Source organism: Chthonobacter rhizosphaerae (assembly GCF_013839525.1).
Lineage (GTDB): Bacteria > Pseudomonadota > Alphaproteobacteria > Rhizobiales > Pleomorphomonadaceae > Chthonobacter > Chthonobacter rhizosphaerae.
Genome location: NZ_JACDIS010000004.1, coordinates 87,137 through 102,064 on the forward strand (window position 1 = coordinate 87,137; position 14,928 = coordinate 102,064).

Below are 14,928 nucleotides of genomic sequence, written 5' to 3' on the forward strand. Positions count from 1 at the left end.
GGCCGCCCCCTCCCCCTCGCGGGGAGGGTGAGGGTGGGGTCCTCGGCCCCCGCCCGGCCGGCCGGGCGGACGCCCTCACGGACGCCCCGCGTCCCCCACGCCCGCCGTCCGGACCCGTCCGGCCGGCCCATGACAAGGAACCGCCGACCATGCACATCCTGGCCGAACAGATCCGCTCGCTGGACGAGACCGTCCAGGCGGTGGAGCTCGGCCAGACGCCGGCCGAGGCGGTGATCCTGTCCTTTTCCGACAGCGACCTCGGCCTCGCCGCCGCCACCCACGCGACCCTCGGGCCGGATGCGCCCACGCTTCGCCTCGCCTCGCTCGCCGCCCTCCGCCATCCCTATTCGGTCGATCGCTACGTCGAAACGGTCGCGCGCCACGCCCGCGTCGTCATCGTGCGCTGCCTTGGCGGCGCCGACTACTGGCGCTACGGCCTCGACGAGCTCGCCGTCGCGGCCCGGGCGCACGGCGTCGACCTCGCGGCCCTCCCCGGCGACGGCCGGCCGGACGCGCGCCTCAACGAGGCCTCCACCCTGCCGCCGGAGACGCTGCGGCGCCTCGCCGGCTGGTTCGACGCCGGCGGCCCGGCCAACATGCGCGCCCTGTTCGGCTGGATCTCCACCCGGCTCGGCCGCCCGGCGCCCCATCCGGATCCGGTTCCGCTCCCGGCCCTCGGCTGCTGGCCGGAGGCGTGCGGCTGCGGCGGCGCGTGCCGGGCCTTCCCGGCCGGCGAAGCGCCCGCGACGGCACGGCCGGCGGTTCCAGGCCGCCCCGTCGCGCTCGTCCTCTTCTACCGCTCGCATCTCTCCGCCGGCGACGCCGCCCCGGTCGCGGCCGTCGCCGCCGCCCTGTCCGACCGCGGCCTCCTTGCCGTCCCGGTCTTCGTCACCTCCCTGAAGGACCCGGCGGTCGTCGCCCCTCTCGAAGCCGCGCTCGACCGGCTGAAGCCCGCGGTCGTCCTCAACGCCACCGCCTTCTCGGCCACCCTCGGCGACGGCGGCTCCGTCATTGACCGGGCCGGCGTGCCCGTCATCCAGACGCCGGTCGCCGCCACCTTCCGGGAGGCCTGGGCGGCCGGCGGGCGGGGCCTCTCCGCCGCCGACCTCGCCATGAACGTGGTGCTGCCGGAGGTGGACGGCCGCATCGACGGGCCAGCCCTCTCCTTCAAGGCCGACAGCGGCCGGTCCGAGGCGCTCCAGTTCACCCGGGTCGTCCACCGGCCGGAGCCGGACGGCGTCGCCCGCGCGGCGGATCTGGCCGCCGCCTGGGTCCGCCTCGCCGGCACGCCCCGGTCGGAGCGGCGGGTCGCCCTCGTCCTCTCCGACTATCCGGTCAAGGGCGGGCGCGCCGGCTACGCGGTCGGCCTTGATGGCCCGGCGAGCCTCGCCGCCATCGCGGACGACCTCCGCGCCGCCGGCTACGGCGTCGACGCCCTGCCGCCGCCGGACCGGCTCATCCGCGACCTGGAGACCGGCGTGCACGCGGTCGGCCTGCCGCTTTCCGACTACGCCGCCCTCTTCGCCGCCCTCCCGGCCGCCTTCCGCGACGCCGTCACCGCCGTCTGGGGCGACCCCGCCGACGACCCGGCCGTCACGTCCGGCCAGGACGTCGCGCCCGGCCAGGACGGGGAGGCCGGCGCCTTCCGCTTCAAGGCGCTCGTCGCCGGCCGGCTCGCGGTCGCGGTCCAGCCGGACCGGGGGCTCCGGTCCGCCCGCGAGGGCGACTATCACGACGGCGCCCTGCCGCCCCGGCACGCCTACGTGGCCTTCCACCTCTGGCTCCGGCACCGGTTCCGCCTCGACGCCCTCGTCCACCTCGGCACCCACGGCACCCTGGAATGGCTGCCCGGCAAGGCGGTGGCGCTCACGCCCGCCTGCGGGCCGGCGGCGCTCCTGCCGGCGACGCCGGTCGTCTATCCGTTCATCGTCAACAACCCGGGCGAGGCCGCCCAGGCCAAGCGGCGCATCGGCGCCGTCACCGTCGGCCACCTGACGCCCCCGCTCGCCCGCGCGGGCGCCCACGGGGCCACGGCCGAGATCGAGGCGCTGCTCGACGAGTTCTCCGCCGCCCAGAGCCTCGACCCGCGCCGGGCGAAGCGGCTCGCCGAAGTGATCCTGGAGAAGGCCCGGGACTCCGGCCTCGCCGCCGAGACCGGCCTCGCGCCGGACCTCGACGAAGCAGCGGCCCTCGCCCGGCTCGACGCCTTCGTGTGCGACCTCAAGGACATGCGCATCGGCGACGGCCTCCACGTGTTCGGCCGCGCGCCGGATCCCGCCCGCGCCGCCGCCACCGCCGAGGCGATCGGCGCGGATCCGGACCGGCTCGCCGCTCTCCTCCGCCGGTCCGCCGAGGCGGAACGGGCTGGCCTCCTCGCCGCCCTCGACGGCCGCTTCGTGCCGCCCGGCCCGGCCGGCGCGCCCACCGGCGGGCGGCTCGACGTGCTGCCGACCGGCCGCAACCTCTTCTCGGTCGACCCGCGCACCGTGCCGACGCGCGTCGCCCACGAGATCGGCGCCCGCGTCGCCGAGGAGGTGATCGCCCGCTACCTCCAGGACCACGGCGACTGGCCGCGCCGGGTCGTGCTCGACCTTTGGGGCAGCGCCACCATGCGCACCGGCGGCGACGACCTCGCCCAGGCGTTCGCCCTCATCGGCGTGCGCCCCACTTGGGACGCCGCGTCGGCGCGCGTGTCCGGGTTCGAGATCCTCGCCTCCGCCCGCCTCGGCCGCCCCCGGGTGGATGTGACGCTGCGCATCTCCGGCCTCTTCCGCGACGTCTTCCCCACCCAGATCGCCCTCTTCGACGAGGCCGCCCGCGCCGTGGCGGCCCTCGACGAGGACGACGAGACCAACCCGCTGAAAGGCCGGGCCGACCCGCGCATCTTCGGCGCCGCGCCGGGCGCCTACGGGGTCGGCCTCTCGGCCCGCATCGCCGCCGACGACTGGACCGACCGGGCCGACCTCGGCGAGACCTATCTCGCCGCCACCGTCCACGCCTACGGCGGCGCGTCCGCCGAGGCCGCGCCGTCGGATGCCTTCCGCACCCATGTGGCGACCGCCGACGCTTACGTGCACGTGGCCGACCTCCAGGGCCGCGACCTCCTCGACGGCGACGCCTTCGCGGACCACGAGGGCGGCTTCGCGGCGGCGGCCCACGCCCTGAACGCCGCCCCGGCGCTCTACCACGTGGACGCCACTGGCCCGGCCACGGCCGTCCGCACCGTCCCGGAGGAGATCGCCCGCGTCGTCCGCGCGCGCGCCACCAACCCGCGCTGGATCGCCGGTCAGATGCGCCATGGCCACCGGGGCGCCGCCGAGATCGCCGAGACGGTCGGCAATCTCCTGGCCTTCTCGGCGACGGCGGACGCCGTGGCGGCCCACCAGTTCGAGATGGTGTTCGACGCCACCCTCGGCGACGACCGGGTGCGCGACTTCCTCGTCGCCGCCAACCCCTCGGCCGCCGCCGCCTGCGCCCGCGCCTTCGACCGGGCGATCCGCCGCGGCCTCTGGGTCACCCGCCGCAACTCCGTCGCCGGCCGCATCGCCGAAACCCTGGAGGCCGGCCCGTGAGCGCCCCTGCCTCCGCCCCCGCCGCACCGCCCACCGTCAAGGGCTGGTGCCCCGGCGCGCTCCGTCCCATGGCGACGGGCGACGGCCTGCTCGTGCGCCTGCGCGTCTCCGCCGGCGTCCTGACGGCCGACCGCCTGCGCGCCGTCGCTGCCCTCGCCCGCGCCCACGGCAACGGCCTCGTGGACCTCTCCCAGCGCGCCAACCTGCAACTTCGCGGCGTCACGGACGCGAGCCTGCCGGCGCTCCTCGCGGCGCTCGACGACCTCGGCCTCCTCGATCCCAACCCGGACGCGGAAGCGGTCCGCAACGTCATCGCGCCGCCTCTCGCCGGCATCGCCCCCGCCCCCGTGGACGGCGCCGCGCTGGTCCAGGCGCTGGAGATCGCCCTCGTCGGCCGAACAGCCCTGCATGCCTTGCCCGACAAGGTCGGCTTCCTCGTCGACGACGGCGGCCCGGTCTCCCTTGCCGACGTCCCCGCCGATATCCGGCTCGACACCCTTCCCGACGGCACCGTCCGCATCGCCCTCGGCGGCACCGCCTCCGCCGCCGCAACCGCCGCCGTCGTCCCGGCATCCGACGCCGTCGACACCGCCCTCGCCTACGCCCACGCCTTCCTGATGCTGCGCGACCGCTGCACCCCGTCTGCACGCCGCATGCATGATCTGGTGCGGCAACTGGCCATTCCGGCAATCCAATCCGCCGCCGCCTCTGCCGTCACGCCGTCCCGCACGGCGCCCGCCGATCCTTCCCCTCAGGGGAAGGTGGACCGCCGCGAAGCGGCGGGCCGGAAGGGGTCGTCTTCCTCACTGGACGACCACCGCCGCGAAGCGGCGGGCCGGAAGGGGTCGTCTTCACCGGCCACCTTCGAGACGCCCGACGAAATTCCCGCCGAAAACGACAAAGACGACCCCTTCCGGTCGCTGCGCGACCACCTTCCCCTGAGGGGAAGGATCATGGCGCACTCCCCCCTCGCCGGCCCCGCCCTCCTCGGCGCCCACCGGCGCTTCCTCGGCGTCGGCGCCCCGTTCGGCCGGCTGACGGCGGACCAGATCGACACGCTCGCGGCCCACGCCCCCGGCGGCCTGCGCCTCACGCCCTTCCGCCTCGTCCTCCTCCCCGGCGCCGATCGCCAAGCCCTCCCGGCCCTCGCCGCCGCCGGCCTGGTCGTCTCGCCGGACGACCCGCGCCTTGCCGTCGCCGCCTGCCCCGGCGCCCCCGCCTGCCCGTCCGGCCAGGCCGACACCCGCGGCCTTGCCGAAACCCTCGCCCCGCTCGCCCGGCGCATCGCGCCGTCCGGCGTCACGCTTCACGTGTCCGGCTGCCCGAAGGGTTGCGCCCGGCCCGCCGCCACGGCGGTGGTTCTGGTCGGCCGGGACGGGCGCTATGATGCGATCCTGGACGGTCGCGCCGACTCGCCCGCCGCCACGACCGGCCTCGACCCGGCCGGGGCCGCGGATCTCCTCGCCCGTCACATACCGAAGAAGGAGGGCCGGCCATGACGGCCTCACGCCCCGACGACACTCCGGCCCCGCCGGCCGACGCCGCCGCGCAGCCCGCCTACAGACCTCGCGGCCGCGCCGACTACATCAAGGACGGCGCCGAGATCTACCGCCATTCCTTCGCGATCATCCGGCGCGAGGCGGACCTCGCCCGCTTCGCCCCGGACGAGGAGAAGGTCGCCGTCCGCATCATACACGCCTGCGGCATGGTGGAGGCCGCCGCCGACATCGTGTTCGCGCCGGGCGCGGTCGCGGCCGCGGCGGCCGCCCTCAAGGCCGGGGCGCCCATCCTCTGCGACGCCAAGATGGTGGCGAACGGCGTCACCCGGTCGCGCCTGCCCGCCGACAACCTGGTGATCTGCACCCTGGACGACCCGCGCACGCCCGGCCTTGCCGCCGCGCTCGGCACCACCCGATCGGCCGCCGCCATGGAACTCTGGCGGCCGCACCTCGCCGGCTCGGTGGTGGCGATCGGCAACGCGCCCACCAGCCTGTTCCGGCTCCTGGAGATGTTCGACGAGGGCGCGCCGCTGCCGGCCGCGGTCGTCGGCATGCCGGTGGGCTTCGTCGGCGCGGCGGAGTCGAAAGACGTCTTGATGGCGGACGGCCGCGTCCCTTACCTCGTGGTCCGGGGACGGAAGGGCGGCAGCGCCATGACCGCCGCCACCCTCAACGCGCTTGCGAGCGAACGCGAATGAACATGATCGACCCCGCCGCCCCCGCGCTTCCCCAGGCGTCGGTCACCGTCGGCACCCTCCACGGCGTCGGCCTCGGGCCGGGCGACCCGGAACTCCTTACCGTCAAGGCGGTGCGCCTCATCCAGGCCTCGCCGGTGCTCGCCTACTTCGCCAAGAAGGGCCGTCGCGGCAACGCCCGCACCATCGTGGACCCGTGGATCGCCCCCGGCACGGAGGAACTGCCGCTCCTCTACCCGGTCACCACCGAGGTCCATTTCGCCGACGAGGGCTATGTGCGCGAGCTCTCCGGCTTCTACGAGGAAAGCGCCGAGCGCATCGCCCTGGAGCTCCTGGCCGGCCGCGACGTGGCCCTCGTGGCCGAGGGCGACCCGATGTTCTATGGCAGCTTCATGCATCTCTTCATCCGCCTGAAGGACCGGTTCCGCGTCACCGTCACGGCGGGCGTCACCGGCATGGCGGGATGCTGGACCGCCGCCGGCCTGCCGATCACCTGGGGCGACGACGTCCTCACCGTGCTGCCCGGCACGCTTCCGGCCGACGCGCTCACGCAGCGCCTTCGCGCCACCGACGCGGCCGTCATCATGAAGCTCGGCACCAACTTCCCGAAGGTGCGCGCGGCGATCGAGGCCGCCGGCCTCCTCGGCCGGGCGGTCTACGTGGAGCGCGGCACCATGGCGGGCGAGAAGGTGCTGCCGCTGAAGGACAAGACCGACGACGCGGCCCCCTATTTCTCGCTCATCCTGGTGCCCGGCGAGGGCCGGCGGCCGTGAGCGGGCGCGTCCTCGTCGTCGGTCTCGGTCCCGGCCCGGACCACTGGCGCACCCCGGAGGTGGCGGACGCGCTTGACGCCGCGACGGACCTCGTCGGCTATGGCCCCTATGTGGACCGCTGCCCGGAGCGCCCCGGCCAGGTCCGCCACGGCAGCGACAACCGGGTGGAGCTCGACCGGGCCCGCCTCGCCCTCGATCTCGCCCGCGCGGGCCGCACGGTGGCGGTGGTCTCCGGCGGCGATCCGGGCGTGTTCGCCATGGCGGCGGCGATCATGGAGGCGCTCGACGCCGACCCGTCCGCCCGCGACCTGGACGTCTCGGTCCTGCCCGGCATCTCGGCCATGCAGGCCGCGGCGGCGCGGCTCGGCGCGCCGCTCGGCCACGACTTCTGCGCCATCTCGCTGTCGGACAACCTGAAGCCCTGGCCGCTGGTGGTGCGCCGGCTGACGGCCGCCGCCGAAGGCGACTTCGTGATCGCGCTCTACAACCCCGCCTCCAAGGCCCGGCCGACCCGCATCTTCGAGGCCTTCGACCTTCTGCGGACCCTGAAGGCCGGCGACACGCCGGTCGCCTTCGCCCGCGCGGTCGGGCGGCCGGACGAGCGCATCCTGCTCGCCACCCTTCGGGACGCCGACCCCGCCGTGGTCGACATGGCCACCTGCGTGATCGTCGGCTCGTCGGAAAGCCGCTTCATCGCGCGGCCGGGCGGCGCGCGGCCCTGGCTTTACACGCCCCGCTCGGCGCCCTTCTCCCCGTCGTCCGGAGAGGCCGGATGAGCCGCGCCGCCCTCGTCCGCCGCGAGCGCCGGTCCGCCCGCGCGGGCCTTACCGGCGGCGTCGATGAAGCGCAGCGCGGCGGCCGGGTCGCGCACGGTCGGCACGTCGGCGCGCGCGGGCGGCCGCACGATCACCACCGGCAGGCCCAGCGCCCGCGCGGCTGCGAGCTTGCCGCTCGTCGCCTTGCCGCCGGAATTCTTCGTCACCAGCACCTCGATGCGCTCGGCCCGCATCAGCGCCTCCTCGGCGCCGGCGTCGAACGGCGGCCGGTCCAGGATCACCCGGGCGTTCGGCAGGGCGAGCCCCTCCGGGGGGTCGATGGAGCGGACGAGATAGTGATGCTGCGGGGCGGCCTCGAACGCCTTCAGGCCCAGCCGGCCGACTGTGAGGAGCACGCGCCGGGGCTTCGCCCCGATCGCCTCGGCGGCCGCCTCCAGGCTCTCCACCTCCGTCCACCGGTCGCCCGGAATGGGCGTCCAGGGCGCCCGAGTCAGGGCCACCAGCGGCACGCCGGTGCGGTCGGCCGCCTCGGCCGCGTGGCGCGACATCTGCTCGGCGAACGGATGGGTGGCGTCCACCAGCACGTCCACGGCGGTCTCGGCCAGATAGGCCGCCAGCCCATCCACCCCGCCGAAGCCGCCGACGCGGGTCGGGATGGGCTGGCGCTTCAGCTCCGCCGTCCGGCCCGCGTAGGAGAGCACGGCGTCGAGGTCCCGCCGCCGCGCCAACAGGGCCGCGAGCGCCGTCGCCTCGCTCGTGCCGCCCAGAACCAGGATCCGCATCGCATGTCTCCAGGGGCGCGCCCATGACGCCCGCGCCCATCACATCTGTGCCCATGACGCCCGCATCGACAACGCCCGCGCCTATCGCGTCCGCGCCCCGCTGGCTCACGCTCGTGGGTCTCGGCGAGGACGGCCTCGACGGGCTCATCCCTGCCGCACGGGCGGCGCTCATGCAAGCCGAACTCGTGGTCGGCGGCGCGCGCCACCTCGCCCTCGCGGCGCCGATGACGCTGCAGACCGGCGCCGAAACCCTCCCGTGGCCGTCCCCACTGGAGGGCGCCTTCCCGGCCATCCTGGCGCGCCGGGGCCGGCCGGTGGCGGTGCTCGCCACCGGCGACCCCTTCTTTCACGGCATCGGCTCCGTGCTCGCCGCCCATGTGGACCCGGCCGAGATGGCCGCCTTCCCGGCGCCCTCCGCCTACGCGCTCGCCTGCGCGCGCCTCGGCTGGGCCGGGCAGCACGTGGTGCGCGTGTCGCTCCACGGCCGGGCGCTCGCCCGCATCCGCCCGCACCTCCACGACGGCGCCCGCATCCTCGCCCTGTCGTGGGACGGGTCCACGCCGGAGACGCTCGCCCGCCTTCTCGCCGCCGAGGGCTTCGGCCGCACGCGCCTCACCGTGATGGAAGCCATGGGCGGCCCGCGCGAGCGGATCGCCGCCGCCACCGCCGCGGGCTTCGCCCTCGCCGACATCGACCCGCTCAACACCGTCGCCCTGGAGGTGGTCGCCGACCCGGGCGCGCGCGCCCTTCCGTTCACCCCCGGCCTGCCGGACGACTGGTTCGAGAGCGACGGCCAGATCACCAAGCGCGAGGTGCGCGCCGTCACCCTGTCGTCGCTCCGGCCCACGCGCGGCCAGCTGCTCTGGGATGTGGGCGCCGGCTCGGGCTCCGTCGGCATCGAGTGGATGCTCGCCGATCCCAGCTGCCGCGCCGTCGCGGTGGAGCCCCGCGCCGACCGCGCCGCCCGCGTCGCCCGCAACGTCGAGGCGTTCGGCGTGCCGGACCTTCGCGTGGTCGCCGGCGAGGCTCCCGCCGCCCTCGACGGTCTCCCGGCGCCGGACGCCGTCTTCATCGGCGGCGGCGCGGGCGATCCCGGCGTCATCGACGCCTGCCTCGCGGCCCTGAAGCCCGGCGGCCGGCTCGTCGTCAACGCCGTCACCCTGGAGACCCAGGCGCTCCTCGTCGACCGCCACGGCCGCCACGGCGGCGACCTCGTCCAGCTCTCCGTCGCCCGCGCGGACCGGATCGGCGGCGCCGCCGGCGCCTTCAGGGGCCTTCGCCCCGCCATGGCGGTGCTGCAGTGGGTGGCCGAGCGCCCCCACGGGCCGGACGCGCCCGACGGAGCGCACCGCCCGTGACCGACGAGACCCCGCCGCCCGCCGCCGCCCCGACCCGGCCGGACCTGCCGCCGCCGCTCCTCGCGGTCGGTCTCGGCTGCCGGTCGGGCGTGTCGGCGGACGCGGTCGTGCGCCTGGTGGAGGACGCCCTCTCCCGGGTCGCCGGCCCGCTCCTCGGCCTCTTCACCATGGCCGGCAAGGAGCAGGAGCCCGCCCTTTCCGAAGCCGCCGTCCGGCTCGGCCTGCCGCTCGTCTACCTGCCGCGCGCCACGCTCCAGGCCGTGGAGGGCGGCGAGACCCGCTCGGAGCGCGTCGTCGCCCTCTTCGGAGTGCCGTCGGTGGCGGAGGCGGCCGCTCTCGCGGGCGCGGGCGCGGGCGCCCGGCTCGTCGTACCCCGCATCACGGCCGAGGGCGTCACCTGCGCCGTCGCCGCCGCCGGCATCACGCTCGGGACCATTCTGTCATGACCGTCCACTTCATCGGCGCCGGCCCCGGCGCCGCCGACCTCATCACGCTCCGGGGGCGCGACCTCATCGCGGCCTCGCCGGTCTGCCTCTACGCCGGCTCGCTGGTGCCGCAGGCGCTGCTCGCCCACTGCCCGCCCGGCGCCCGCGTCGTCGACACCGCCCCGCTCTCGCTCGACGCCATCGAGGCGGAGTTCGTCGCCGCCCACGCGGCCGGCCACGACGTCGCCCGCCTCCACTCGGGCGACCTCTCGGTGTGGAGCGCCATGGGCGAGCAGATCCGCCGGCTGGAGAAGCGCGGCATCCCCTACACGGTCACGCCCGGCGTGCCGTCCTTCGCCGCCGCCGCCGCCGTGCTCCGCCGCGAGCTGACCGTGCCGGAGCTCGCCCAGTCGGTCGTCCTCACCCGCACCACGGGCCGGGCCTCCTCCATGCCCCCGCGCGAGACCCTGCCGGCCTTCGCGGCCACCGGCGCCACCCTCGCGGTCCACCTCTCCATCCACGTGATCGATCAGGTCGTCGCCGACCTCACCCCCTTCTACGGCCCCGCCTGCCCCGTCGCCGTCGTCTTCCGCGCCACCTGGCCTGACGAACGCGTCCTCACCGCCACGCTCGGAACGATCGCCGAGGCGGTGAAGGCCGAGGGCCTGGAGCGCACGGCGCTGATCCTCGTCGGCCCGGCGCTGGAGCCGGGGGAGGCCAGGGAGAGCGCGCTCTACGCGGAAGGCTACGACCGCCGGTTCCGGCCGGGGGGCGGGGTGTGAAAGGGGAAGGCGGCCGGCCTCAGCCAGACGAGGCCAGCCAACCACCTGATCGGGCGCCGGTTCAACACCTCAGCCAAAAGTCGGCCCAAGTTGTTGAAACGCGACGGGGACGGAAGAACCATGGGGTTCAAGCTCCTGTCGACCCCTTTCAGGGGCGTCAACAGCGTCGCCATCGACGGGCTCGCCTGGCTCGAAAGCGCCCCGGCCTTCGAAGCGGTGGCGACCGACGAGCGCGGCGCCCCGCTCCGCCTCGTCGCCCCCGCCCCCCGCGTCTTCGCCGCCCACAAGCTCTGGATCTCCACCCGCCCCGACCTCGACCCGACCAAGCACCGGCGGGATGAAGCGCAGGCGAGAGCCGTCGCGGGGATCGTGGCGCGGTATCTGACGCATCTGCCGTTCGAGGCGGAGGCGTTGCGGATGATCCCGCGTGCGGTGTTCGAGGCGGCGCGGCCGCTGTTCGAGGGGGAGGCGGCGGGGGATGGGTTCTCGTTCTGAAGTCGCCCGCCGGCCCCGAATCCCTCCCCTCAGGGGGTGAGGCGCAGCCGAACGCCGGAGCAGGCCAGTGCCTGCGAAGGCCGGTGGTGGCCCGAAGGGCCGGAAGGGGTTGTCTTTGTTGTCGTTTTCGCCCGCTCGCATCGCCTGACCGGACGAAAAAAGCACACTGCCCCACGGAAAAACACAACCCCACCCCTGGCCTCCGGCCGGACCCTCCCCTGAGGGGAGGGATGTTGGCCGTTTCGCGTGCTCAGCTTATGCGCAAGGATCGCACGCGATCCACTCAATGAGGAATACGCGAGAACTCGACCAGACATCTGGAGTGATCCGCCCGCACGAACACTGGGACCGCATGATGGCCTTCCGAAGGCGCTCCGCGACCGTCAGTAACACAAACCGATTTTTCAAATTACTTGATAACGATGTTCGATGGGTAGAGATCTGATTGGCGATCGGACAAATTGGCCTGATTTTCTAACCATCAAGACAGCCAGGACAGCGATCTCACAGGCTGTGTTGTCCAGGACCTGTACTGTCGGCACCGTGAACGCACCAATGTAATGATATCGGGCTTTAATGTAGTTGTCGTTCGTGTCGATCATCTCCAGCACGCGCATGTCGTGGAGCTCGTTGAGCCCAAAGCCGACCTTATTGCAGGCGTTCGCTAAACTCGTGAACTTATGCCCAAGAGCACGCATCTGCGGCTCTGTATAGCCGACCGAAATCAATGCAGCCTTCATGTATAGTTCGATGCTATGATAGTAAAGATACCGGATCGGATCGCCGGCCCAGCCCCCCCGCCCTTGAGTTCCGTCGCGAGCAGCTGAGCTCCGGCTCTATATGCCTCCCCCTTGCCGATAAATCCGATCGGAGTTGTCGCAGTAAAATTCTCCTTCATTTTGTGCGCCCCGCTTCTTCAACCACATCTATTGCGGCTTGATCCTCATAAACTGAACTGGACGCGACCCAAGCATCGAGGGGCGGAGCCAACCCTGTTTCGGCTACGGATAGCCCTTCACCTTCTCCCCACCACCCCACCCCCTCGATCAAACACCACCACCTCCACCCTTCCCGCCCCGTCCCCCACCGCCTCCACGGCCGTCCGCCACGCCCACTCCGCCACCACGTCCCCCACCTTCACCCCCCGCTTCTCCGCCTCCACCAGCACCTCGTTCGCCGCGTTCGCCCCCGGCACCCACGCGGCGAAACTCTCATCCCCCCCGGCTTCGCGCACACGGTCCGCCAGCCAGGCCAGGTCCACGGGGCCGGCGCGGGAGTGGAGGTCGAGCATGCCCTGGCCGAGCTTCACCATCTTGGCGAAGCCGCCCGCCACGGTGACGGTGGGCACCGGGTTGCGGCGCAGGTATTTCAGCATGCCGCCGGCGAAGTCGCCCATCTCGATGAGGGCGGTTTCGGGCAGGCCGTGCAGGCGCTGCACGGCCGCCTCGGAGGTGGTGCCGGTCGCGCCGGCGATGTGGGTGAGGCCGGAGGCGCGGGCGACGTCGATGCCCCGGTGGATGGAGTGGATCCAGGCGGCGCAGCTGAACGGGATCACGATGCCGGTGGTGCCGAGCACCGAGAGGCCGCCCACGATGCCGAGCCGGCCGTTGAGGGTGCGGGTGGCGATCTGTTCGCCGCCCGGAATGGAGACGGTCACGGTCACGTCCGCCGGGCCGCCCACGGCGGCGCGGGCCTCCGTCAGGGCCACGCGGATCATCTCGCGCGGCACCGGGTTGATGGCCGGCTCCCCGGGCGGGATCGGCAGGCCCGGCCGCGTCACGGTGCCGACGCCCGGTCCGGCGCGGAACCGGACGCCCGCGCCCGCGGGCGCGGCCGCGACCGTCACCCACAGCATCGCCCCGTGGGTGGCGTCCGGGTCGTCGCCCGCGTCCTTGATCACGCCGGCGGAGGCGCCGTCCGCGCCCCGCTCCGTGCGGGCGAGCGCGAAGGCCGGCGTCTGGCCGCCCGGCAGGGTCACGGTCACCGGGTCGGGGAAGTCGCCCGTCACCCAGCCCACGAAGGCCGCCTTGGCGGCGGCGGTCGCGCAGGTGCCGGTGGTCCAGCCGCGGCGAAGGGTCCTCGGGTCGGGCATCTCGTCCATGGCCGAGTGATAGCGCAGCCGCGCCGCGCCGTCATGCCGCCCCGCGCGGATGGCGCGCCGGCGAATGGCCACGCCCCGCGCGCCAGCGGGCGGCCGCCCGGAGGCGTTCCCGCCGAAGGCCCGCGCCTCGCGCCCACGCGGGCGCTTGCCAGCCGGCCCGCCGCCCGCCATGGTCGCGGCCCGCTCCGCCGCCCGTCCGCGCGCCACCCGTCCCGCAAGCCCGGCCCCCGACGATGACCGCACCCGCCCTCGCCCCCGGCCTTCTCGTCGCCGCGCCCAAGTCCGGCTCCGGGAAGACCACCGTCACGCTCGGCCTGCAGCGGGCGCTCGCCCGGCGCGGGCTCACGGTGCGTGGCCTGAAGTCCGGGCCGGACTACATCGACCCCGCCTTCCACGCCGCCGCCACGGGCGCGAGCGCCGCCAACCTGGACAGCTTCGCCATGCCGCCGGCCCTCCTCGACGGGCTCGCCGCCGAGGCCGCCGCCGGGGCGGACCTCGTGGTGGCGGAAGGCTCCATGGGTCTCTTCGACGGGGTCGGCCACACGCCCGGCCGCACCGGCGCCAGCGCCGATGTGGCGGCCCGGCTCGGCTGGCCGGTGGTGCTGGTGCTCGACGTGTCGGGCCAGGCCCAGTCCGCCGCCGCCGTGGCGCTCGGCTGCGCCCGGTTCGACGCGCGGATCACGGTCGCCGGCGTCATCCTCAACAAGGTGGCGAGCGAGCGTCACCGCCGCCTCGTCACGGAGGGCATGGAGCGGATCGGCCTGCCGGTGTTCGGCGCGCTGTCGAAGGCCGCGGGCCTCATCCTGCCGGAGCGCCACCTCGGCCTCGTGCAGGCGGGCGAGACCGCCGACCTTGCCGCCCGGCTCGATGCCCTCGCGGACGCGGTGGCGGACGCCGTGGACCTCGACGCCGTGGTGGCCGCCGCCCAGCCCACCCGGGCCGCGGCCCCGGCCCATCCCGTCCTGCCGCTGCCGCCGCCGGGCGGGCGCATCGCCATCGCGCGGGACGCCGCCTTCAGCTTCGTCTACCCGCACGTGGAGGCCGGCTGGCGGGCGGCGGGCGCGTCGCTCCACCCCTTCTCGCCCCTCGCCGACGAGGCGCCGGACGAGACCTGCGACGCGCTCTGGCTGCCCGGCGGCTATCCGGAGCTCCACGCCGGCCGCCTCGCCGCAGCCGTGCGCTTTCGCGCCGGCGTGCGCCGCTTCGCCGAGACCCGGCCGGTCCACGGCGAGTGCGGCGGCTACATGGTTCTGGGCGAGACGCTGGAGGACGAGGCCGGCGTCGTCCACCCCATGCTCGGCCTCCTGCCGGTCGCCACCAGCTATGCCAGGCGCAGGCTGCACCTCGGCTACCGGGTGGCGACGCTCCTCGCCGACACGCCGCTCGGCCCCGCCGGCGCGGTGCTCACCGGGCACGAATTCCACTACGCCAGCGTCACCAGCCCATCGCCGGAGCCCCGCGAGGCCTTCGCCACCGTCACCGACGCCACCGGGGCGGTCCTCGGCCCCACCGGCCACCGCCGGGGCTCCGTCACCGGCACCTTCTTCCACGCTATCGCGCGCGGATAGCAGGAAGGCGCGCGGAAGGGTCGTCTTCGCCAGGCCACCCTCTGACGCGAAGACCACCTTCTGACGCAAAGACAGAACCGGCCCGCCCCGCCGCCCTTCGAT

General features: G+C 74.8%; 13 protein-coding genes. 10 read left to right on the forward strand and 3 right to left on the reverse strand.

Annotated elements, in window-relative coordinates; genetic code table 11:
- Positions 1-149 precede the first annotated feature (149 nt).
- Genes cobN through cobJ form a run of 5 tightly spaced genes read left to right on the forward strand, consistent with a single transcriptional unit; the run spans position 150 to position 7,315 of the window.
- On the forward strand, positions 150-3,572 hold the full coding sequence (gene cobN / locus HND91_RS08635; protein ID WP_181706161.1) for a cobaltochelatase subunit CobN: 3,423 nt from the start codon (positions 150-152) through the stop codon (positions 3,570-3,572).
- Entirely contained in the window at positions 3,569-5,071 is a 1,503-nt protein-coding gene (cobG, locus tag HND91_RS08640) for a precorrin-3B synthase (protein WP_181706162.1), read from the forward strand. Before cobN ends, cobG begins: the two co-directional genes overlap by 4 nt.
- Positions 5,068-5,769: a precorrin-8X methylmutase gene (locus HND91_RS08645; protein ID WP_181706163.1), complete on the forward strand. Its 702-nt coding sequence runs from the start codon at positions 5,068-5,070 to the stop codon at positions 5,767-5,769. The genes cobG and HND91_RS08645 overlap by 4 nt, the downstream gene beginning before the upstream one ends.
- Complete coding sequence (locus HND91_RS08650) at positions 5,766-6,539, forward strand: precorrin-2 C(20)-methyltransferase (RefSeq protein WP_181706164.1); 774 nt, start codon at positions 5,766-5,768, stop codon at positions 6,537-6,539. The genes HND91_RS08645 and HND91_RS08650 overlap by 4 nt, the downstream gene beginning before the upstream one ends.
- Positions 6,536-7,315 carry a precorrin-3B C(17)-methyltransferase gene (gene cobJ, locus HND91_RS08655; RefSeq protein ID WP_181706165.1) on the forward strand — a complete coding sequence of 260 codons (780 nt, stop codon included), beginning with the start codon at positions 6,536-6,538 and terminating at the stop codon, positions 7,313-7,315. The genes HND91_RS08650 and cobJ overlap by 4 nt, the downstream gene beginning before the upstream one ends.
- On the opposite strand, the gene HND91_RS08660 is transcribed toward cobJ, so the two are convergent.
- On the reverse strand, positions 7,264-8,097 hold the full coding sequence (locus tag HND91_RS08660; RefSeq protein WP_181706166.1) for a cobalt-precorrin-6A reductase: 834 nt from the start codon (positions 8,095-8,097) through the stop codon (positions 7,264-7,266). The genes cobJ and HND91_RS08660 overlap by 52 nt on opposite strands.
- 53 nt (positions 8,098-8,150) lie before the next feature.
- Here HND91_RS08660 and cbiE point away from each other — a divergent pair, with 53 nt between their 5' ends.
- The 4 genes from cbiE to HND91_RS08680 all read left to right on the forward strand — a co-directional run bounded on the left by cbiE (position 8,151) and on the right by HND91_RS08680 (position 11,157).
- Positions 8,151-9,455, forward strand: a complete 1,305-nt coding sequence (gene cbiE / locus HND91_RS08665; RefSeq protein WP_181706431.1) for a precorrin-6y C5,15-methyltransferase (decarboxylating) subunit CbiE — start codon at positions 8,151-8,153, stop codon at positions 9,453-9,455.
- On the forward strand, positions 9,452-9,901 hold the full coding sequence (locus HND91_RS08670) for a cobalamin biosynthesis protein (protein ID WP_343057228.1): 450 nt from the start codon (positions 9,452-9,454) through the stop codon (positions 9,899-9,901). The genes cbiE and HND91_RS08670 overlap by 4 nt, the downstream gene beginning before the upstream one ends.
- A complete protein-coding gene (gene cobM, locus HND91_RS08675) occupies positions 9,898-10,662 on the forward strand; it encodes a precorrin-4 C(11)-methyltransferase (RefSeq protein WP_181706167.1) in 765 nt (254 codons plus the stop codon). Before HND91_RS08670 ends, cobM begins: the two co-directional genes overlap by 4 nt.
- Before the next feature lie 120 nt (positions 10,663-10,782).
- Positions 10,783-11,157, forward strand: coding sequence for a GSU2403 family nucleotidyltransferase fold protein (locus tag HND91_RS08680; protein ID WP_181706168.1), 375 nt, complete (start codon positions 10,783-10,785; stop codon positions 11,155-11,157).
- A gap of 404 nt (positions 11,158-11,561) precedes the next feature.
- Here HND91_RS08680 and HND91_RS08685 read toward each other — a convergent pair whose 3' ends face one another.
- Positions 11,562-11,897 carry a hypothetical protein gene (locus tag HND91_RS08685; protein WP_181706169.1) on the reverse strand — a complete coding sequence of 112 codons (336 nt, stop codon included), beginning with the start codon at positions 11,895-11,897 and terminating at the stop codon, positions 11,562-11,564.
- Between the two features lie 275 nt (positions 11,898-12,172).
- Positions 12,173-13,258 (reverse strand): cobalt-precorrin-5B (C(1))-methyltransferase, encoded by a 1,086-nt coding sequence (locus HND91_RS08690; RefSeq protein WP_181706433.1) that lies wholly within the window; start codon positions 13,256-13,258, stop codon positions 12,173-12,175.
- 233 nt (positions 13,259-13,491) lie between these two features.
- Between HND91_RS08690 and HND91_RS08695 the strand changes: the two genes are divergently transcribed.
- Entirely contained in the window at positions 13,492-14,826 is a 1,335-nt protein-coding gene (locus HND91_RS08695; RefSeq protein ID WP_181706170.1) for a cobyrinic acid a,c-diamide synthase CobB, read from the forward strand.
- Positions 14,827-14,928 lie beyond the last annotated feature (102 nt).

Excerpts from the sequence above, each read along its gene's own strand:
- cobN (WP_181706161.1), top strand. The coding sequence starts at position 150 with ATGCACATCCTGGCCGAACAGATCCGCTCGCTGGACGAGACCGTCCAG.
- HND91_RS08645 (WP_181706163.1), top strand. The coding sequence starts at position 5,068 with ATGACGGCCTCACGCCCCGACGACACTCCGGCCCCGCCGGCCGACGCC.
- HND91_RS08650 (WP_181706164.1), top strand. The coding sequence starts at position 5,766 with ATGAACATGATCGACCCCGCCGCCCCCGCGCTTCCCCAGGCGTCGGTC.
- HND91_RS08660 (WP_181706166.1), bottom strand. The coding sequence starts at position 8,097 with ATGCGGATCCTGGTTCTGGGCGGCACGAGCGAGGCGACGGCGCTCGCG.
- cbiE (WP_181706431.1), top strand. The coding sequence starts at position 8,151 with ATGACGCCCGCATCGACAACGCCCGCGCCTATCGCGTCCGCGCCCCGC.
- cobM (WP_181706167.1), top strand. The coding sequence starts at position 9,898 with ATGACCGTCCACTTCATCGGCGCCGGCCCCGGCGCCGCCGACCTCATC.
- HND91_RS08680 (WP_181706168.1), top strand. The coding sequence starts at position 10,783 with ATGGGGTTCAAGCTCCTGTCGACCCCTTTCAGGGGCGTCAACAGCGTC.
- HND91_RS08685 (WP_181706169.1), bottom strand. The coding sequence starts at position 11,897 with ATGAAGGCTGCATTGATTTCGGTCGGCTATACAGAGCCGCAGATGCGT.
- HND91_RS08690 (WP_181706433.1), bottom strand. The coding sequence starts at position 13,258 with ATGGACGAGATGCCCGACCCGAGGACCCTTCGCCGCGGCTGGACCACC.
- HND91_RS08695 (WP_181706170.1), top strand. The coding sequence starts at position 13,492 with ATGACCGCACCCGCCCTCGCCCCCGGCCTTCTCGTCGCCGCGCCCAAG.